Raw genomic sequence first — 19,117 nt, 5'->3', positions numbered from 1 at the left:
CAGGTCAGACAGCAAACTCCTGCTGGAGTAGTAGGTCGGTCGGTGGCATCGAGAGGACTGGGGACTGTTCATGAGTCCGGATGCGCGTGTTGGCACTGGGGCGGATGCAACCGATTCGCGAGGGCGCAGGCTGACGATCGCCGGTGGTCTCATGGTCGGGGGTTTCCTTCTCAATGTGATCACGACCGCTGGCTTCCATCCTTCGGGGGAGGAAGACGACCATCCGGCGATCTTCACCAAGTACGCGGACAGCGACCCCTGGATCGCCGTTCATCTCCTCCAGTTCATCGGCGTCCTGGTGACGCTGAGCGGCCTGCTCGTGCTCTACCGCGTCCTGCGAGGTGCCGATGGGCCTTCCCTGGTCGCGCAGCTGGGGGCAGCGGCAGCTGTTGCGACTGCGGCGATCTGGGCTGTTCTGCAGGGATTGGACGGCGTGGGCCTGAAGCAGGCCGTCGACTCATGGGTCAGCGCGTCGGGCAGTGAGAAAGCGATCCGTTTCGCCAACGCCGAGACCGTGCGTTGGCTGGAATGGGGGTTCCAGAGTTACTTCCGTATCCTGCTGGGGCTGACCCTCGCGCTCTTCGGGGCCGCGATTCTCGTTGGTCGCCGGGTTCCTGGTTGGCTGGGCTGGACGGCTCTTGTCGCAGGCGTGTGCTCTTTGATCTTCGGCGTCGACGTGGGCTACAGCGGCCTGGCTAGTGGGGTTCAGGACGTCCTCGGTATCGCCATTTTCCTCCTCGTCCTGGTCTTCGCCTTTGGAGTGCTCGTCACCGGCGTGCGCGAGCGCGGTCGGCGCCACAGCTGAACGAGAACACGCGCGCTAGCGGTCGCAGTGCCTTGTCCATCGATGAATCGCTGACACGTCGATTCTGCGAATTCCCGGTCAAGCGATCGGGTCTCTTTCCGGCTTGAAGCGAGAACGTCATCGGCTACACCAGCACCCTGCCGGACGAGCCCCTGTGCCACTGGACGAGCGAGGGCCGCGGCGGGCCGGTTCACTGAGGCGTCCCAGGGGCCGACGTCCTGGCCGGCTTCCCTGGGTGCCTCGGTGGGTGCGTCCCTGGACCGCACTCCGACCCGGATGTATGTACGGACCCGCCTTCTTGGGCAGCCTCGTCAAGCTGGCCCGGGACTGACCGGGCATCCCCAGCGGCCGGGCCGGGTCCGGCCCTGGTTCCCCGGGCGGGCAGCCCGGGGGCCGGGGTCCGGACCGGGCCCGGCCGCTCATCGACGGTCACCTAGCCAAGGAAGCGGCACGTGAACACGGCAGAGGTCCTGGACCTGTACGACAGGGCCGACATCTACGAGGCGATCTACCGGGGGCGCGGCAAGGACTAAGCGGCCGAGTCCGCCGTCACCGTACGCGCCGTTCTCGACCGGAAGCCCGACGTCGTCCCTGCTGGACGTCGCCTGCGGCTCCTTCTCCGCCGTCACCTGCATGTTCAGCTCCGTCGGGTATCTGGCCTCGACCGCGGAGCTGGACGCGGCGCTGCGCTCCTTCGCCCGGCATCTGACACCCGGCGGCGTGGCCGTCGTCGAGCCCTGGTGGTCGCCCGACACCTTCCTGCCCGGCTATGTCGCCGGTGACGTGGTCGACGTGGACGGGCGGACGATCTCCCGGGTCTCCCACACCGTGCGGCACGACGAGGGCTGTGCGAGCCGGATGGAAGTGCACTACGTGGTCGCCGAACCGGACAGCGGCATCCAGCACTTCACCGACACGCACGTCATGACGCTCTTCACGTGTGAGGAGTACGAGCACGCGTTCCGTGCCGCCGGGCTGTCCGTGGAGTTCGTGCCGTACGACCAGGCCGGTCCCGGTCTGTTCGTCGGCGTGCGCGGCGCGGACCGATGAACGGAGGGCGTTCGTGAAGGCGCGGGAGCTGACGGTCGAGGGCGCGTACGTCTTCACCCCGGAGGTGTTCCACGACGACCGGGGCGCGTTTCTGTCGCCCTATCAGGAGAAGGCCGTCGGGGCGCCCGCTGTTTCCGGTGGCGCAGTGCAGCTGCAGCGTCTCGCGGCGCGGTGTCGTACGTGGTGTCCACTTCACCGCGACACCGCCCGGTAGGGCCAAGTACGCCTACTGTTCCTGCGGCTCCGCACTGGACGTGGTCGTCGACACACGGGTCGGCTCACCCACGCTCGGGACCTGGGACTCCGTGGTACTCGACACGCGTGAGTGCCGGGCGGTCCATCTGCCGACGGGCGTCGGGCATCTGTTCATCGCCCTGGAGGACGACACCACCGTCTCCTACCTGCTGTCGACCTCCTACGCCGCCGAGCGGGAACAAGCGGTGTCCCCGCTCGACCCGGCGCTGGGCCTGCCCATTCCGGACGGGATCACGCCGGTGCTGTCGGAGCGGGACCGGACGGCACCGACCCTGGCCGAGGCGGAACGGGCCGGGCTTCTCCCCCGGTACGCCGACTGCCGCGCGCTCGACCTGTCCGGTACACGTCCGTGACCGGGCACGGCGGAGGCGGAGGCGCGGAGCGTCTGCGCGGGGCGTCTGCGCGGGGCGTCTGCGCGGGGCGGGAGTGGTGGTCACCGGCGCGGGCCGCGGCATCGGGGCCGCCCTGTGCCGTCGCTTCGCCGCCGCGGGGGCCGCGTCGTCGTCAACGACCGGCACGAGGACCGGGCGAGGGCTCTGGCGGCCGAGATCAGCGGCCTGGCCCTGTCGGCGGACGCCGTCGGCTCGCTCGTCCCGGCCGCCCGTGACCTGCTCGGCGGCCCCGTCGACGTCTCCTGCGCCACCGCCGGGGTCGCCACGCCTGGCGGCCCGGACGTACCGGACGACGCCTGGTCCTCGGCGCTGGACGGCAATCTGATGGCGCACGTACGGGCCGCGCGGGATCTGCTCCCGGACTGGCTGGAACGCGGCGACGGCCGGTTCGTGTCGGTGGTGTCCGCCGCGGGGCTGCTGACGATGGTGGGGTCGGCTCCCTACGCGGTGTCCAAGCACGCGGCGCTCGCCTTCGCCTAGTGGGTCTCGGTCACCTACCGGCACCGGGGTGTCGACGTACACACCATCCGCCCGCGTGGAGTGCGGACCGCGATGCACACGACGGCCGGCTCGTCCGGCGGCCTCACCCTCATGTCCGCGCCCATCGGCCTGGAGGAGGTGGCGTACGCCCTGTTCGAGGGAATGGCGGAGGGACGGTTCCTGATCCTGCCCCACCCGGAGGTGGCCGACCACGCGCGGGCGCGCCTGGCCGACGACGAGGCCTGGCTGCGCGAGATCAACGGCTTCCAGCGGGCACGCGAGGCCTGAGGTCCGGTGCCCCGGCCGTCCGCGCCCGTCGGGGAAGCGGTCCTCCGCCAGGTGGCCCGGCTCAGCCCTCCTGGTCCGCGACGACGTCCTTCCTGGGCTTCATGCGCTCGCACCCCTCGTGGAGATAGTCGAACCGCTTCAGGTAAGAGGAGCCGATCGGGTGGTTTCGCAGGGCGAGGATGGACTCGTCGTTCTGGCGGAGCGCCCGGTAGGTGAGGTTGTGGCTGCCCACGTAGAGCGTCGACCGGGAGCCCCGGCGCACGAGGATGAACTTCTCGTGCATCGTGATGCCCGCGCCGTTGTCGTGGGAGCAGAGTCGGACGGGCATGGCGCGGGCGAGGCGGTTCACCTCCACGAATTGGTCCTCACCGGTGACGACCCTGACCTTGCAGCCCCGTTCGCGCGCCGCGATCAGTTCCTTCACCACGGCCGCCCGCTGGATCCGGAAGTTCGCGAGGTCGATCCTGGTCCGTCCCGGGGATCCACACGCCGTGTTCCGGAGGAGGCCGGCGATGGGGTCGTTGCTCGCGCTCCGCGGCCGCGGTTTGTTCCCGGTCTCCTTGCGGGGGAAGGTGTAGATGCGGTGGTCGCCGGCGCGGAAGGTCTTTCCGTAGTCGTTGTTGACCTGGCCGGTGCTGCCGTGGCGCATGAGGTCGTTGAAGTACGTCAGGTAGTCCTCGTACAGTCCGGCGTGCGTGAGGGTCAGGACGCTCTCGTACGCCGTGTAGTGGTCGAGGTTGGCGGAGGAGACGTAGAGGACGTTCTTCGCCGTCCTCCCGCCCGTCAGCTGCACGCTGGAGATGATCATGAACTTGTTGTGCATGACGGGGACCTTGTGGATCACACGGTTGCCCATGCAGGCGCGGACCGGTTCGCCGCCCGAGCGCCTCGGGTCGCACGCCACCACCGTGATGCCCGGGATGGACGTGAGTGCCTTGTGCCAGGCGTTGCCGACCATGTAGCCGTCGACGACGAGGCGGACGCTCACCCCACGGGCCGCCGCCCTGCGGAGCGCGTCGACGATCTCGTCCCGGTCGAAGTAGTAGAGCGTGAGGGAGAGCATCGCTCCGGGCGAGGCCGCGTCGATGAGCCGACGGGCGTGGTCCGCGATGTTCTTGTGGGAGTCGGGGGCGTCCACCTTGGTGCTGAACAGCGTGTAGTCCCGCACTTCGTGCGGCCCGACGGGCACCGCCGCGGCGGCCGGCGAGACCGTCCGGGTGGGTACCACGGATGTGGCCGGAGCGGCCGACAGGGCCGACAGGGAGACCACCGCCATCGAGGCGGCTGCCAGGGTGAGGCCGGCCTTGCGTGCTTTACGGCGTTTCATCGAGCGTCCTCCGTGGGGGCGTGACGGTTCACGTGCCGGTACGAGCGTGCGGATGCGGGGCCCGGGTGTCATTGAGCGTCCGCGCACAGCGCTTGCCGGTCCGCGCATCCGCCCTGCGTGGTACGGGCGCTCACATGTGACCGAAGTGCCGCTGGACTCGGATACGTGTCCATGCCACGTTGGAAAGCCGTGGAGGAGGCGAGGGGGCGGGAATGCTGGCGACGGAGTACAGCACGGACGTGGTGGCGGCGCCGGAGCGGTTCGAGTTGTTCGAGGACATCACCGCGGGGTCGCACCTGCGCAATCGGCTGCGGAGCGACGACCGCGAGGACTTCCGTGCCAGGGTGCGCGTCGTCGACCTGGGCGAGTTGCAGCTGTCCGCGTTGTCCTTCCCGCACCTGGAGATCGCGCGGACGGCGAAGCTGGTCCGGCAGTCCGACCCCGAGGTGTACATGATCAACTGCATCCTCGGTGGACAGGGGTCCCTGTCCCAGGCCGGGAGAGACACGGCGCTGGGTGCGGGCGACCTCGTGGTGCTGGACAGCAGTCGTTCCTTCGACGCCCACCGCCGGGCCGTTCGGGACCAGTGGTCGCAGCTGACTCTGCAACTCCCCCACCGGCTGCTGCCGCTGCCGGAGAAGGCGGTGCGGGACCTGCTCGCAGTCCCGATCTGCGGGCGCGGCGGCATGGGTGGGTGTTCGCCCGCTGGCTCGCCGACCTCAACGCGCGGGCCGGCGAGTTGACCCCGGCCGACGTCCCCACCCTCACCTCGGTCACCCTGGACCTCCTTGCCTCCGTCGTCGCCCGCTGTCCGGAGACCGAGCAGTCGCTGAGCCCGGAGGCCCGCAGGAGTGCCCTGCGGGCCAGGATCACCGCGTTCGTCGAGCGGCATCTCGCCGACCCGGCCCTGAGCCCCCGCACGATCGCGGCCGCCCACCACGTCTCCCTGCGCCATCTGCAGCAGCTGCTCGCCGAGGACGGCACATCACCGGCTGCCTGGATACGCCACCGCCGTCTGGAGCGCTGCCGCCTGGACCTCGCCGACCCGCGTCTGCGCGCCCGCCCGGTGCACGCCGTCGCCGCCCGGTGGGGTTTCACCGACCCGGCGCACTTCAGCCGCCTGTTCCGGGCCGCCTACGGCGTACCACCGCGGGACTACCGGAACCTGCCGCCCGAGGCGTACGCCTGTCCTCGACGGCCCGGCGCGGACTGAGGGGGCCGGGACGGCATCGCGTCCCGGCCCCCGTTCCGCGCGGACGCCCGCTCACGGGCCGGCGAGGCCCTCGATCACCGCGACCACGTCCGTGGCCGGCGGCATGGCCGCGATCTCGTCGCGGACCTTCCGCGCACGCTTGCGGGCGGCTCGTTGCTCTTCTGCTCTCCTACGCGCGCCTGCGCGGCGCTCGATGTCCTCGATGATGCTTTCGGCGCTCGCGTGTGCGGTCGGGCGGGCGGATGGCTGCGGTGGTTGGGCACGGTTGGGGTCGTAGATGTCGGCGAGCTTGGCGAGCTGCTCGCCTATGCCGCGTGCACCCGCTAGCGGATCGGCCAGCTCCGGCCATACGGCTTCCGTGTCAAGTTCGAGCGTGTTGCCGTCTTAATCCTTCGGGGCGTGCCGAGACATCATCCACCCACCGGCCGACAGGTCCTGAAGGGACGAACCTCTTTCTCGAACACCAGAGAGGCACAGGGCTGGGGGAGGTCGATCGCGGACTGACCCAGCTGGCCCGTACTGGGGCCCTGGAGGGGCTGCACGGTGTCGCACTTGGCCAGTTCCCCGGCTTCGACCAGGATGTCGGTGATTCAACCCTGAGGGATGGGGAATCGCCGACGTACTGCGCGACCGGCCGACGCGCCTGGGTGTTCTTGTTCTCGGCGGACTCCCTGCCGGACACGGCCTGCATCCTCCGACCATCCCGCTCGGCACTCAGGCCAGGATCGACACCGCCGAGGGAGCCTTGTAGGTTCAGCCAGCCGTCGCCGGACCGTCGACCGCCCAACCCGGCGTGGAAGGCCCGTGTGGCGGTAGTTGATCGGCCCGTCAATCACCGTGTGTAGTCGCCGCGGGAAGCGCATCGGCTCCAGGTGATGCCAGCTTCGGTGACCAGGCGGGTATCGGTCTTGCCGTGATGCCGAGCGTCTTCGTGATAATGGGGGCAGGGTCTTGGAGGACGAGCTGGCGGATCGCGGAGGCCCTGCCACGCTGCGGCGGGACGCCAGTCCTGCATCCTGTATCGCAACTACTCACGCCTGCAACCGCTGCCCGTCGGCAGTCACCAGGGGGAAGACCACAGCATGCTCCATCCTAACGTCCTCGGGGACTGGCAGGAGTACGACGAAGACTTCACAGGCCTCCGTGTCCGGGTACACAGCTTCAAGAAGGGCGACGTTCCCAAGAGAGGCCGTGACGACGACGCGAAGGGCCTGACGTACTTCAGCTTCCAGGTCACCGTCGAGAACCGCGCCGAGGAGTACTTCGACCTCCGCCTCCGCGACAACGAGGTGCAGATACGTGCAGGCAAAGACGGCCACAGCGCCTTCCTCGACGAGTACGGCTCGGCCTGGATCAGGAACTTCCGGCTCTACCCGCTCCGCCGGGCCTCGGCCACCATCTTCGCCGCCGCCCCTGCCAACCACCTCAAGACTGCCAACCACCTCAAGACCCTCGATATCCAGATCGCCATGCAAGTCGACAATGAAGGTACGGACCCGTACGTGTGGGTCGGCAGCGATGGCATCCCCGAATCCACCGGCCGGACCACGGTGAAGAAGACCCGCGGCAAGGGCATCGCGGACGAGGTCAGCAAGTTTCTTGAGCAGGGAGGAACCGATGTCTGACCTCACAGCACGCCGCGCTGTCTATATGCGCGAGGCCATTGCCGAAGCTGAGAAGAGAGGGCCTTCCCGAACCCGTCTGCCAGGCGCTCCTCGGAGTCCTCGACCTGTACGACGCTGCATTCGACCAGGCACGACGAGACGACTCGTTCCTGCAAGCCTGGGCGATGAACTTCCGTCCCGAGGGCTTCACCATGCCCAACGAGAGCGGAACCCGAACTCTGCTTCCCGGTCTTGCTGCCGCCATCAACCAGCTCATCCAGGCCTTCCCGGATGACGTGGACGAACATCTGCCCCATCTGCGCAGCGTTCCCGGGGAGGCGCAGCAGTGAGCGCGACCAAGGACAGCGGGCCGAGCGTCAACTTCCCGCCCGTGAAGATCGCGGTGCCTTCCCAAGCCGCGCGGTCGCCGTGGGTGAGGGCGGCGATGCGGCGGGCCGCGTCCATGGTGGTTTCCTGGCCAGCGGGTGCGAAGTGGACCGCGGAGGTCGAGGCCCGCATCAAGGCGCCGTTTCCCGCTGCTCGCTGGTTGACCTGGAAATGGATCGCGGCAGCAAGGTCCCAGGGCATGCCGTTGGTCAGGACGTCTTCGGTCTGCAAGCCGATGTCCTTCGGTTCTGACGCTGCCCACCGCTGGAAGCGGGCGAAGATGTCCGGCAGATCCAGTACGCCGCGCTCCAGCAGGGATTCCGCGACCAGGATGGCCATCTGCGTGTCGTCGGTCGCCTCGCCGGGGTCCCAGCCACCGCCTCCGCACATCTCGCCACCGGCACCAGGTGACCGATACGGGGCCGTCCTCCCGACCCCCGTGGCGGGAGGACGGCCTCGGCCCCTGTCCGGTGGCCGCCCGGTCAGTACAGCTTGTCGACTGCCGTGGTCGTGGTCTTCTGGAAGGCGGCCAGGGGCGCGTCCCCGAAGTCGCCCATCTGTCCCCACTGCACGACGGTGACGGTCCTGCCGTCCCGCCCGACCGACAGCAGGGCGATGTCGGTGGCGCCCCAGGACGTCTCGGTGTGCAGGCCGCGGACGCGGGCCCCCTCCTCGACCGGCAGCCTGCCGTAGTCGCGGCCCTCGGCCTCGACGCCGGGCGAGGACTCCTCGATGCGGTCGGCGCAGGTGCGGATCAGGTCGTCGTAGTGCTTCGCCAGGGCCTTGGCCTGGGCGGCTGTGCCCGTCACGACGGTCAGCTGCACGGCGCTGGTGTCCAGGTCGGTCCGGAACTGCCGGTGCCGGTAGTCGTAGGCGGGCACGCCCTCCGTGCTGACGCAGAGGCCGAGTTCCTCCGGGAACCCGCCGGTGACCGGCCCGGCGGTCCAGGACGACGTCGGGTGCGGCGGCAGCTGGGACGCCGACAGGAACCTGGGCGCGGCGGTCTTCGGCGCGGCCCCGGCGGCCGGTGCCGTGAGGACCGTGCCCGCCGCGAGGGCGGCGACGGTGAGTGCGGTGAGAGCGCTCGTTCGGATGCGCATGGACATGGGTGTTCCCCCGTGGATGAGTGCGTGGACGTGGATGCCGCGGAGAGGCCGGCTGGTCGTCCCGGGCCTGGTCGGTGCGGTACCAAGAGCATCAGCGGTCACAGCGGCCGGGCGCAACAGCCGACGGCCGATCGGGCACGGTGGAACCATCCCAGCCCGTCTGACGTGCAGGTACACGGGGTGCCTGGGACAGCGTCGCAGGCCGGGTGGGGTCGTACGAGGACGGGGGGACCTGTGTCGGCACAGGGCGACGGAGACGGCATCGACGAGGTGGCGCAGTTCGCGGCGCTGCTGCGGGCCTTGAAGGAGCGCACGGACCGCAGCTACGGCTCGCTGGCCCGCCGTCTGGGCATGAACACCTCGACGCTGCACCGCTACTGTGCCGGCGACGCGGTGCCGCTCGACTTCGCCCCCGTGGAACGCTTCGCAGCCCTGTGCGGGGCTACCTCGCAGCAACGCCTGGAACTCCACCGCCGCTGGCTCCTGGCAGTGGCAGCCCGCCACCGGCCTCGTACGGCCGGAGCAGCGCACAGCGCGCGCGACACCACGGCGGCAGAAGCCGTGACCAACGCGGCGGACGGACCGGACACAGCGGTCAAGGGCGTCACCGAACACGGCACGGCGCCGAAGGACACTGGCAGCCCGGTCACAGAACCGGACACGGCGCCGAAGGCCACCGGCAGCCCGGGCGCCGAAACAGCCCCTGCGCCCGGACCGCCCGGCGCGTCCGCGTCCCCGCTCCAGGGCCGCCCCTGGTACCGCCGCAGACGTCTCGTGGTCGGGCTGGCCTGCGTCTGTGCCGCGCTCGCGACACTCGGGGCCCTTTCCGCGCTGCCGGACGGGCGGCGGGCGTCCGCCGACGGCCCTGCCCGGGTCACCGGTCCCACGGCGTCCGGTCCGACGGCGTCCGGTACGGCCGAGGCCAGGGCGCCGCAGCGGCAGGTCGCCTCACCCGGCCCGGGCGGCACCCCCACCCCCGAGCGGCCCCCGGGCACCGCCACCCCGAAGAAGAAGCCGGGCACCTCCCGCCCGCCCGGCGCGACATCCGCCCCGCCCCACGGCGAACAGCCCACCGGGCCGCCGCTCGCCTGGACCGTCAACTCCCACGCCTGGCGGCTCGGTTGCGGACACGACTACATCATCGCCAAGCCGCCGGGTCAGGTCCCCCCTCCCCCCGCCCCGCAGGACGGGGCGCCCTGGGCAGCGACGCAGAGCGCCGTGCACGGCGGCGAGACACTCGTGCAGCTGTCGGTGCAGGGGCGCACCGACACGGCCGTCGTACTGGAGGCGCTGCGCGTGCGCGTGGCCGGCCGAACAGCGCCCGCCGCAGGCAACGCCTACGCCATGGACCAGGGCTGCGGCGGCTCGATCACTCCCCGGTACTTCACCGTGGACCTGGACAAAGACCGCCCCATCGCCCGCCCGGCCGCCGGGAACGACTCCGGCACGCCGATCCCGGCCGTGCGCATGCCCTTCCGCGTCTCGGCGAAGGACCCTGAGGTGCTGCTGGTCACGGCCGCGACCAGCTCATGCGACTGCCGCTGGTACCTGGAGCTGGACTGGTCCTCCCAGGGCCGCAAAGGCACCGTGCGCATCGACGACGACGGCCGCCCCTTCCGCACCAGCGCCATCGAGGGCCTGCCCCGGTACACGTACGACACCCTGGGACGCCGGTGGAAGCCCCACAACTAAGAATTTCCGACACGAAACAGAAACGACCACCCGAACCCGCACACATACACCGGAAGACAAACACCCACACGTCAAGCGCGGAGATGGACGGTCTCCAGCAGCAGTGAACGAGCCCCGGCACCAACTGGTATGGCCTGCACCGGGCCGACCCGCGCCGCAGCGCCGGTCTACGCCGACCCACGCCGCCACCCGCACCCGCACCCGCACCCGCACCCGGCCGACCAGAACCTGATAACCCGGAACACCGGACGCCGCGGGTGTAACCCCGGCGCGCCCCGGCGCGCACGAACGCCGGCCCCGAACGACGCCGTCTCGCGTGAGAGGTGCGGCAGCACACCGCCGGGACGCCAAAGCTTCGCGCTATAGGCGGCGCGGCCAGCAGCGGCAGGGAGCACGGCGCCGGCGGAGCCGACGGGCGACTTCTTCAAAGGCGGCCGACGGTACGGCGGCAGACGCCGGACGGGGGACCACACGGCGCAAGCACACCGGCGGCAGGACTGTGGCACCGCTGCACCCACCCGGCAAGCAGGCGGCAGTGCGGCGGAACGATGACCGCGGCCAGAGCACCCGTGTCAGAGCGGCGGGCGGCGGCAGGGTACGAGAGGGCAGCAGCGGCACGACGCCGGAACGGCTTACGGCGGCACAGCAGCGGACGCTGGGAGCAGCGTGAGAGAGTCCCGTCGACGCGCCTGGTGCGGGGACCATCCCCGCAGGCGCGCGGAGCAGCCCTTGGCGAAGCCGGGCAGCCGGCCGGGTCTGCGGGTCTATCCCCGCGGACGCGACGAGCAGCGGCTGCACGTCCGGCGCCAGCAAGTCGTGGTCCGGATCATCCTCAGCGGCGCGCGGCCCAGCGTCCGCCGATGATGGCGGTATCAGCACAGCCGCGACGGGGTTCCACGCCTCTGCGCACAGTGCCCCGGGACTCCTGCAGCGTCTCGGGGCAGCGGCAACTGGCCGGAGTCACACAACCGTGGTCGCCCCGCTTCGCCCAGTGTGGTCAGGAGCGGTTTTCGCGAGGCTCCCCGTGTTCGGTCAAGTCCAAAACCATACGACGAGGCGGACGTTCTCAGGACCGTGCAGGTCGCTGAGCGTACGCATCACGCTCCACACGGGTCCCCAGTGCGTTTCGTTCCCGGCGACCGCCCTTCGGCTGTGTGTACCGGAGGGGTCTGTCTCCTCCCAGTCGGCAGACGCCAGCTCCGCCCAGGTGATCCACGTGGTCCCGTACACCTCGTCGGATCCCCCGTGTCCAGCGAAATCGGCAAGAACCCCCTCCGAAGCGTCCTCCGGCAGACCACGTTCCTCGGTCAGGGGCCGGAACCCCAAAGTGTTGCGGATCCCGAAGAGACAGGCGAGGGCGTCATACGCGTTGCCCATGTTCAACAGGAAGACATCGATCGCGGCCTTCCACACGGTGTCCTCGTCCTCAAGGCCCCAAAGACGGGCACCCGGCCTGCACTCGATCATCCCGCCGAACTCCGTTGCCATATCCGCATCATGCACGGCCGGAGTAACCACCGTCACCACAGTTTCCGGCGGCGCTGACCCGGACGACTGCGGCGGAACGGTCGAGCCGGCGACCCGCTGGCAACGCCCGTCCCCCCACCAGCGGATGGCGAGCAGACATGGCTGGTGCCGTACAGGCGCACCAGACACGGCACCGGTACCCGGCCGACCGCTTGCCGGTTGGCACGGCCCGACCGGGGCGGCAGCCGCCCGGCAGCCACGCGGCGTGTCCGGACCGCTCAGCCTCGCGATCCCCCCACAGGCACCGGGTCACCACACGTCCCCCTGTTGGGCGGTCCGCCAGCGCGGGGCGTCGTCATCGGGAACATCCGGGGAGGCGAAGAAGAACGGCACGCCGAGACGATCGGCCAGCGCCCGGCCGGCCTCGGCGGCGGCAACGCCAGGTGGAGCGCCGTCAGGACGGTGGTAAACGGTCGCCAAGTGACCCTCGCCGTCCGGGGTGTCCAGAACCGCCACCAAAAGCACGAACCAGTCGTGCACGGTATCGCCGTCCCAAAGCGCCTCCACCGCCGCCACACGGCCCGGGAGCACCGCGGCACGAGCTGCGAGTGAGGGGAGGTCAAGCGGATCGGGCGGCGTGCGCTCCACCTGGTCGCCGAGGGCCTCGTATCGCGCCAGGACCACCCGCTCGGCCTCGTGCAGGCCCAGCCCCAACGGCTGCAACGCCTCCCAGACGACTCTGACCGCCGACAACCGCCGATCCCGCAGCACTTTGACGTCGACGTCCCGGCAGGTCCGTTCGTCCAGGTAAGCCCACCAGCCACTCACCCGACCACCAGCCGGGATTCCACAGTACGCGTCACAGTGCCTGAACCTATGCCAGGACCCGGCACACGCCCAGCCGCCCCCAGGCGCGCTACGGCGGCAGACGCCGATCCGGCAGCGGAACGGCGCGGCCTCGGGCGCCCCCGTCACGAGCACCACGACTGCGCGACGCGGCCCCGCGCCGGGGCGCAGTACCGGGGGGCCGAGGCAGCCGGCCGGCAGAAGCCCGAGGGCCAATCCGACGCCCTACGAGAGCCGTACGGGGCAGAGCGCGGCGAGCAGCAGTGCTCCGGACCGGAGTCGAACAGGGGCGCACCGCAAGGGTGGCCGCCGGATAGTCGAGGGCGATGACCGGCTCACCGGGTCGGACGGTGCCGAACGCAGTGTCCCTGAGCCCCCGTCGCACTTGCGCTGCGCTTTCCTTTGGCCGGCGTACTGATCGACGGTGACTCGCCCTCTTCCCTGAGAGTGGTCACTGGTTCCGCCTGCCGAAGTACTTCACCAGGTCCGCCAGTCAGAACGCCTGCCCGCAGATCACTTCGTCCGCCCGCACTCGGGGACCATCGCGGAGGTGGCCAGCCTGCCGGCGCTGGCGACGCCCGGCAGCTGAGGTGCCACCCGTGGGCCCGGGCCGACCACGTGGGCACCGCGTCCTCCTACTGTGCCGGCCGCGCAGCGCGCCGCAGCCGCCGCCACCATCTGGCCTGGCCGCGCCAGTACTTGTACTGGTAGTGGGTGAGACGGGTCTCAGTGTCGTCGGGGCCCAGGACACGCCGGCTGTCGACCAGGAGTTCGGCGAAGGCTCGGGCGGCGCCGACCGGGTCCCCGTTCCGGCCGCGCCATGTCGCGACGCTCCGGCGGCTGGCCAGGACACCAAGGTCATCGGGACCCAGGACACGGCTCTGGTCTGCCAGGATGTCGGCCAGGTCCTGGGCAGCGCCGGTCCTGTCCCCGTTCTCGCCGCGTGCGTAGGCGAGCGGGAAGCGGGCGGCGATGGTGGCGGGGTGGTCGGGGCCCTGGATGCGCAGACGGTCAGCCAGAAGCTCGGCGTAGGCGGTGGCGGCGCCCGCCGCATCCCCGGCCTCGCGGCGCCAGTGGGCGATCTGCCCACGAGTGGCGATGGTGGCGGGGTGGTCGGGGCCCTGGATGCGCAGACGGTCAGCCAGAAGCACGGTGTAGGCGGTGGCGGCGCCCGCCGCGCCTCCGTCCAGCCCCAGCCAACCCGCGAGGACGCCACGGATGTGGAGGATCATCTCGTGGTCGGGTCCCAGGACAGCCTCGAAGCGGGTGAGGACCCCGTGTGCTATGACCCGGCCCCGCATGAGGTCCTCTTTGGCGGCTTCAAAGGCGTCCTTCCACTCCCGGTCTGCTTCGAGGGCGTACCACCACTGCCCGTCGGAGTTTTCGCCGACGGGCGGGTTGCCGTGCTCACTGTTCACGGGTGGTTCCGGGACACCGGACTGTCCCGGAGTAAACGTGTTCACCGGTTGTTCCGGGACAATCAGCAAGGCCGATGCCGGCTTGGAGGTGGCGTCCTCGTCGGCATCGCGTTCGAGCAGCACCTCCAAGTCGTCAAGCTCGTCGTCCTGGGAATCGAGTTGTTCCTGGGCCACCTGAAGGACATTGAAGATCTGGTCGAGCGAGGGCCGGCCCATGCTCTGCGGACCGGCGCTCGGCGACTCGGCGGCGCCGGTTGCCTCCGTTCGGTCGCTCCGGCTCAGGGCGATGCGCTGGCGGGAGACCTGCCGCTCGGCGGCGAGACGAAGCCGGTAGGCCTTCTCCTCTGCTCGGCGCGCGTGCTCTAGTTTCTCGTCCGCCTGGCGCCGGTATTCCCGGGACATCTCCAGCTCCCGCTCCAGTACGGCGCGGGCGTCTGCGCGGGCCCGGTCTCGCTCCCCTTCCAGCAGGGTGCAGCGCTCCTGCAGCACGGACACCATGTCCTCCAGCTGGAGGCGTCGGCGTTCGGAAGCGGCCAGCTTCTGCAGGGCCTCGATCTGCCGCAACCGGGCATCGTCCAGGCGCAGCAGAGCCTCGGAGACGAGATCGTTCCCTCGCTGCGGAAGTGCGGGCACCGGCAGGGCAGGGGGCACTCCCTTGTTGTCCGCAGCAGCCTCAGCCCTGCGGGCGGCTTCCAGCAGGCGCACACCCTCGGCCAGCTGCCGCTCGCGCATCTTCGGCTCTCGGATATAGAGCTCGACCACGGCCCTGAGCAGCTTCTCGGGGGGCAACCGGCTGCCACTGCGGTACTCGCTCCAGGACGTCGTGCTGTAGGAGAAGTCCTCCTCCAGTTTCCGGACCGCTTTGCCCAGGGTCACCTTGCGCAGCCACGTGGCCAGCTCGTTCGCCTGATCGGTCCGCCCCCGCAAAGCCCCTAACGGCCGCCCCATCTCTCCCCCACATGCGCATTGTCCCGGGCACAACCCACTGGTTGTACCGAATCGTCGACCGGTCACCTGCGAAGACGTCCGCCGCCTGAGGCGGACAATGTCACCAACTCACACGATGTGTCTCCACCTCGCTCGGAAAACCGAGAGAAAACCCGGAATGAGAGGCACATCATGGTGAACACCATGGATTCCAAGACGCTTCGCCATCTGCGCCGTGCGGCGATGTTCGCCCTGGTTCGTGGTGCCGCCACGGCCGCCGGCGGAGCGGTAGTAACGGCCCTCCTGTGGTGGGCCCAACACCGGTAAGCCCAAACGGCACGGGGCACCGTCGTGGTGCATCAAAGGCCGAGGGACACGGCGGCGAGGGAGCCGGAACCCAATCGCGACGGCCAGGACGGCACCACGGCGGCGATCCGGCACCCGGCACCCGGCACCCGGCACCCGGCACCCGACGATGCCAGCGCGCAGAGAGCGACACCACGGCGCGCAAGCCGGGCGCCCAACAGCAAGCCGGTACGAGCTATCTGTCCTCAGGCCCCCATGCTGACGACGGCGCGGCACCGCGACAACACGACGGCGGCACAGCGCCACCCGGCGGCGTGCCCGGGCCGGGCCTGGCCGGCGCGGGACCGCGGCACACACAGGAGAGGTGAAAACCGGGCTCAGACTGCATCGCGGTCTGCTGCCGCGGCCCAGCGACGGATATATAGGTCGGAATGGAATCGGGCGGATGCGAGTGTGCTTTCAAGCAGTTCGTGCAGGTAGGGCGGGTATGCCGCGCGGGAGGTAGGCAGGCCCAGCAGGACACGGTGGCGCATCTGCACATCAGTGGCTTCGGTGAATACCCCGCAGCGAGGCCTCCAGCCACGCGTCCTTGAGATCCTGTGACTCGTCCAGAGCGGGATCACGTACCCCGCCAGGTCCGTACGCAGGGGAACGATCTGCACGCAAGGGCACATGGGCGCAGTACCAGGCCCGCACCGCACCCGCTCGCTCAGCATCCGTGCCGATCCGCAGATAGTCGACCAATGCCGCCATCACCCGGCGGCGTCCGAATACGTAGACCGCCGGCTCGACGAACCAGCGGCAGAAGCTGGGATCCGGGTCGTACACGGCTGCAGCCATCAACGGAGCGAACAGTTCCTCCGGCAGACTCGCACGTTCGAGCAGGGATCTACGCACCGCATGAGCGAGGTGGCGGGCATGCCGGTCGTCCGGCTTCACGGCGACATCTTCAACGCCCAGCAGCCGGGCCACCTCTGTCGCGCATGTCAGGAATGAACGCGGTTCTATGCTGCTCTGTCCGTCCTCGGCCACGACAGCATTCTGGACTGACCATGTCGACAGGCACAGCATCGGTGGCTGCTGTCCTTGTGCGAACGGCGCACACCCGCCCCAGGCCACTGCCGAGCCGCCACCCCATCTGGGGAGATGCCGACTCAGCACACCCGGCGCCGGCCACCCGGCTGCAGGTGACCAAGGTGGCGACGAAGGGCCCAGGGGACCAGCCGGACTGGTCGCTTCCCTTTTGACGCGGCCGTCACCGCTTCGACCTGCCCAGGCTTTGTCCCCGAGGACCAGGGCACCATCATCTCTCCTGCCACGTCCTGAATGAGCAGACTGACCGCCGACGGTGCGCTCATCCTGACGCCCACTCTGACCGCGGCACTCGCCCGCGAGACCCCCGCCGCGAACGTCGTCGGGTCCTCGCTCGCGATCTCGGCGGCGTCCTGCTGCTCACCCAAGTAGACCGCTTTTAGGGAGGCTGCCCGTCCTTGTGACCGGCTTCCTCATCGTCTACCTGGGCATCACTCCCATGACAAGTCCGACCGCCACAATGTCCGTGACGAGTACCGAGTTCGGCGTCGCGGTCCTCGGGCCGGTGGCGAAGCCATGATCCGAGGCGCGCTCAAACGTGCCGCCGGGCCTGCGGACCACCTGGACACCTCAGACGGCGAGCGAGCAGTGCTGCGGCGGCCCGTCGTCGCACGGCACCCCAACGGCGAGCCGGCGTGTTCGAACTACGGACCCAGCGACATCGCTCTCACGCTGAACTGGGCGCTCTCGCCGCTGAGCTGTCCCGTCGCACACAATCGAGTCGTTTCAAACGAACCAGTCGTTCGGGCTTCCGTCTCAGCCAACCCAGTCACTGCTGAGTGCCCTGGGATTCTGAATGATGTATCGGACGGGGTAGCTGGTGCACGACTGTTGGTCGATTGACTGGTCGCGCGGTGGGCGACACTTCCAGGCTGGTACTGGGCACCTACGCGACCTGAACAGCGCCACCACGTCCGCTAAGAGTCGTGGTGGGAGCCGGACCGGCTGGTACTGCTGGACTTCGATTCCACGGGTTGGCGCGGCTCGTCTTCAGTACCAGCCTGGTCTGCCCTACGGCCTCACGGGGGCGTCCAGGCCGCGGCGTGACATCACCAGGGAAAATCTCAGGTGCGGTAGCGGGCCAGCTCCCATGGGTCGTGCGCGGAGAAGATTTCGACCTGGTCACCGTGGTCACGGACCAGCTCGCGCAGTCTGGCCTGAGTTCCGAGCCGCAGGTCGCGGTGCGCCTGTGAGTGCGTCTGGACGATGTCCAGCAGCGGATGGGGTTCCTTCAATTCGCCGACTTCCCGGTGGTAGTAGTAGGCGTCGCCGCAGTGGAGGAGCCACCGATCGCCGTTCAGCACGGCGACCCCGATGTGGCCGACTGTGTGACCCCCGAGGGGGATGAGCTTGATCTCCGGTGGCAGTCCCTTCGGCTCCAGCGCGGTGAAGCCGAACCACTGCTCGCCAAGCTCGTGATCGTAGGTGACCCATTTGGGTTCGTGCGCCCAGTGAGCCGGGCGGTAGCGGAAGCTGGGCGCCTCGGCGCGCGCCACGGCAAGTTCGGCGGCAGTCAAGTGGACCTGGGCGCCGGGGAAGTCGGGAAGGCCGCCGCTGTGGTCCACATCCAGGTGAGTCACGATGATATGGCGCACGTCGGATGGTGAATAGCCGAGCCTGACGACCTGCCGGATGGCCGTCTCCTCCTCGTCGAGCACGGGTTGCGCCATCTCGACCCACTCGGCGCCGAGCGTGCCGCCCGGATCCCGGACGTTGCCGAGACCCAGTCCGGTCTCGACCAGGACCAAGCCGTCGGCGTCGGTCTCGACCAGCAGGCAGTGATTCACGGCAGGCGTGGGATGCGGACCGTCGTAGGTGGCTTCGATCGTGCGGACCGATCCGCAGTTCAAGTGATGGATCTTCATGGCGACTAGGCTGCAACTTAAACTGCGGTTCAAGTCAAGGGGACGTCGATGGATGAAGCGTTGTTGGACATTGCCGAGGTCGCACGGCACTGCGGACTGACGCCCTCAGCCCTGCGGTTCTACGAGAAGAAGGGCCTGATTGCTCCCGCGGGCCGCAACGGCCTTCGCCGCACCTACCATCCGGACGTGCTGGAACGCCTGGGGCTGATCACATGCGCGCGCAGCGCCGGATTTTCAGTTGCTGAGATTGGCCGGTTCCTCGTGGCTCGGCCGTCCGACGCGGACCTGCGCGTCCGCATGGCCGCCAAGGCCCGCGACCTGGACGAGCAGATCGGCCAGCTCAAGCGGCTCCGCGACAGCCTCCGGCACGCCGCGGTCTGCGACCACGAGCGGATCGTTGACTGTCCCGGCTTCAAGCAGGCCGTCGGCAGCGTGTCCGCACCGGCATCTAGTCTTCTGAGTCAGGAATTCCATTCAGATGTATAAGCCTGGCCTGTGGCGCGTACTGGGCGGCCGAAGGCCGAGTTGATCCTGTCGGACGAGGAGCGGGTCGCGCTCGAGGGGTGGGTGCGGCGCCGTTCCACGCCGCAGGCGTGG

At 69.6% G+C, this 19,117-nt stretch carries 16 protein-coding genes and 3 pseudogenes; 11 read left to right on the top strand and 8 right to left on the bottom strand.

All coding sequences use genetic code 11. From position 1 onward, the window contains the following. The first annotated feature begins 175 nt into the window (after positions 1–175). From IH00_RS0133550 to IH00_RS38165, 4 genes and pseudogenes are all read left to right on the top strand, one after another. Positions 176–805 carry a hypothetical protein gene (locus IH00_RS0133550; RefSeq protein WP_158828090.1) on the top strand — a complete coding sequence of 210 codons (630 nt, stop codon included), beginning with the start codon at positions 176–178 and terminating at the stop codon, positions 803–805. Between the two features lie 633 nt (positions 806–1,438). After that, positions 1,439–1,855: a hypothetical protein gene (locus tag IH00_RS0133540; protein ID WP_052411845.1), complete on the top strand. Its 417-nt coding sequence runs from the start codon at positions 1,439–1,441 to the stop codon at positions 1,853–1,855. A gap of 13 nt (positions 1,856–1,868) precedes the next feature. After that, positions 1,869–2,463 (top strand): annotated as a pseudogene (locus IH00_RS38170) (dTDP-4-dehydrorhamnose 3,5-epimerase family protein). A 76-nt stretch (positions 2,464–2,539) separates the two neighbouring features. Continuing rightward, positions 2,540–3,270: pseudogene (locus IH00_RS38165) on the top strand (SDR family NAD(P)-dependent oxidoreductase). A 61-nt stretch (positions 3,271–3,331) separates the two neighbouring features. On the opposite strand, the gene IH00_RS0133525 reads toward IH00_RS38165, so the two are convergent. Then, the gene (locus IH00_RS0133525) at positions 3,332–4,597 is read right to left on the bottom strand and encodes a phospholipase D-like domain-containing protein (RefSeq protein ID WP_031079838.1); all 1,266 of its coding nucleotides are present in this window, start codon (positions 4,595–4,597) and stop codon (positions 3,332–3,334) included. A 212-nt stretch (positions 4,598–4,809) separates the two neighbouring features. Here IH00_RS0133525 and IH00_RS44590 point away from each other — a divergent pair, with 212 nt between their 5' ends. The 4 genes from IH00_RS44590 to IH00_RS0133515 all read left to right on the top strand — a co-directional run bounded on the left by IH00_RS44590 (position 4,810) and on the right by IH00_RS0133515 (position 7,435). Beyond that, positions 4,810–5,340, top strand: coding sequence for an AraC-like ligand-binding domain-containing protein (locus IH00_RS44590; protein WP_234335061.1), 531 nt, complete (start codon positions 4,810–4,812; stop codon positions 5,338–5,340). Continuing rightward, complete coding sequence (locus tag IH00_RS44585) at positions 5,292–5,810, top strand: helix-turn-helix domain-containing protein (RefSeq protein ID WP_234335060.1); 519 nt, start codon at positions 5,292–5,294, stop codon at positions 5,808–5,810. The genes IH00_RS44590 and IH00_RS44585 overlap by 49 nt, the downstream gene beginning before the upstream one ends. A 242-nt stretch (positions 5,811–6,052) precedes the next feature. Further along, positions 6,053–6,655 (top strand): hypothetical protein, encoded by a 603-nt coding sequence (locus IH00_RS45610; protein ID WP_420710967.1) that lies wholly within the window; start codon positions 6,053–6,055, stop codon positions 6,653–6,655. A gap of 237 nt (positions 6,656–6,892) precedes the next feature. Beyond that, positions 6,893–7,435, top strand: a complete 543-nt coding sequence (locus tag IH00_RS0133515; protein WP_031079837.1) for a hypothetical protein — start codon at positions 6,893–6,895, stop codon at positions 7,433–7,435. Positions 7,436–7,807: 372 nt separating this feature from the next. Here IH00_RS0133515 and IH00_RS0133510 read toward each other — a convergent pair. Beyond that, positions 7,808–8,287 (bottom strand): annotated as a pseudogene (locus tag IH00_RS0133510) (ADP-ribosylglycohydrolase family protein); the annotation flags it as partial. Next, the gene (locus tag IH00_RS0133505; protein ID WP_031079835.1) at positions 8,284–8,907 is read right to left on the bottom strand and encodes a hypothetical protein; all 624 of its coding nucleotides are present in this window, start codon (positions 8,905–8,907) and stop codon (positions 8,284–8,286) included. The gene IH00_RS0133505 and the pseudogene IH00_RS0133510, both read right to left, overlap by 4 nt. A 234-nt stretch (positions 8,908–9,141) precedes the next feature. Here IH00_RS0133505 and IH00_RS0133500 point away from each other — a divergent pair, with 234 nt between their 5' ends. Continuing rightward, on the top strand, positions 9,142–10,599 hold the full coding sequence (locus IH00_RS0133500) for a transcriptional regulator (protein WP_031079834.1): 1,458 nt from the start codon (positions 9,142–9,144) through the stop codon (positions 10,597–10,599). A gap of 1,032 nt (positions 10,600–11,631) precedes the next feature. On the opposite strand, the gene IH00_RS0133495 is transcribed toward IH00_RS0133500, so the two are convergent. The 4 genes from IH00_RS0133495 to IH00_RS41115 form a co-directional block, all read right to left on the bottom strand. Then, the gene (locus IH00_RS0133495; RefSeq protein ID WP_031079833.1) at positions 11,632–12,087 is read right to left on the bottom strand and encodes a hypothetical protein; all 456 of its coding nucleotides are present in this window, start codon (positions 12,085–12,087) and stop codon (positions 11,632–11,634) included. A gap of 288 nt (positions 12,088–12,375) precedes the next feature. Next, positions 12,376–12,894 carry a hypothetical protein gene (locus IH00_RS0133490; RefSeq protein WP_031079832.1) on the bottom strand — a complete coding sequence of 173 codons (519 nt, stop codon included), beginning with the start codon at positions 12,892–12,894 and terminating at the stop codon, positions 12,376–12,378. Positions 12,895–13,547: 653 nt separating this feature from the next. Continuing rightward, positions 13,548–15,278 carry a hypothetical protein gene (locus IH00_RS39195; protein WP_031079831.1) on the bottom strand — a complete coding sequence of 577 codons (1,731 nt, stop codon included), beginning with the start codon at positions 15,276–15,278 and terminating at the stop codon, positions 13,548–13,550. An 825-nt stretch (positions 15,279–16,103) separates the two neighbouring features. Next, entirely contained in the window at positions 16,104–16,595 is a 492-nt protein-coding gene (locus IH00_RS41115; RefSeq protein WP_234335059.1) for a hypothetical protein, read from the bottom strand. 294 nt (positions 16,596–16,889) lie between these two features. On the opposite strand from IH00_RS41115, the gene IH00_RS43045 reads away from it, so the two are divergent. Continuing rightward, positions 16,890–17,027: a hypothetical protein gene (locus IH00_RS43045; protein WP_158828084.1), complete on the top strand. Its 138-nt coding sequence runs from the start codon at positions 16,890–16,892 to the stop codon at positions 17,025–17,027. 692 nt (positions 17,028–17,719) lie between these two features. On the opposite strand, the gene IH00_RS0133465 is transcribed toward IH00_RS43045, so the two are convergent. Continuing rightward, a complete protein-coding gene (locus tag IH00_RS0133465) occupies positions 17,720–18,520 on the bottom strand; it encodes an MBL fold metallo-hydrolase (protein WP_031079830.1) in 801 nt (266 codons plus the stop codon). Between the two features lie 48 nt (positions 18,521–18,568). On the opposite strand from IH00_RS0133465, the gene IH00_RS0133460 reads away from it, so the two are divergent. Further along, positions 18,569–19,006 carry a MerR family transcriptional regulator gene (locus tag IH00_RS0133460; RefSeq protein WP_031079829.1) on the top strand — a complete coding sequence of 146 codons (438 nt, stop codon included), beginning with the start codon at positions 18,569–18,571 and terminating at the stop codon, positions 19,004–19,006. The last annotated feature ends 111 nt before the right edge of the window (positions 19,007–19,117 follow it).

Source organism: Streptomyces sp. NRRL S-118, assembly GCF_000716335.1.
In the GTDB taxonomy this organism is placed as follows: Bacteria; Actinomycetota; Actinomycetes; order Streptomycetales; family Streptomycetaceae; genus Streptomyces.
The sequence above is the reverse complement of the archived record's forward strand: the minus strand, read 5'-3'. Positions and strand labels throughout refer to the sequence as shown.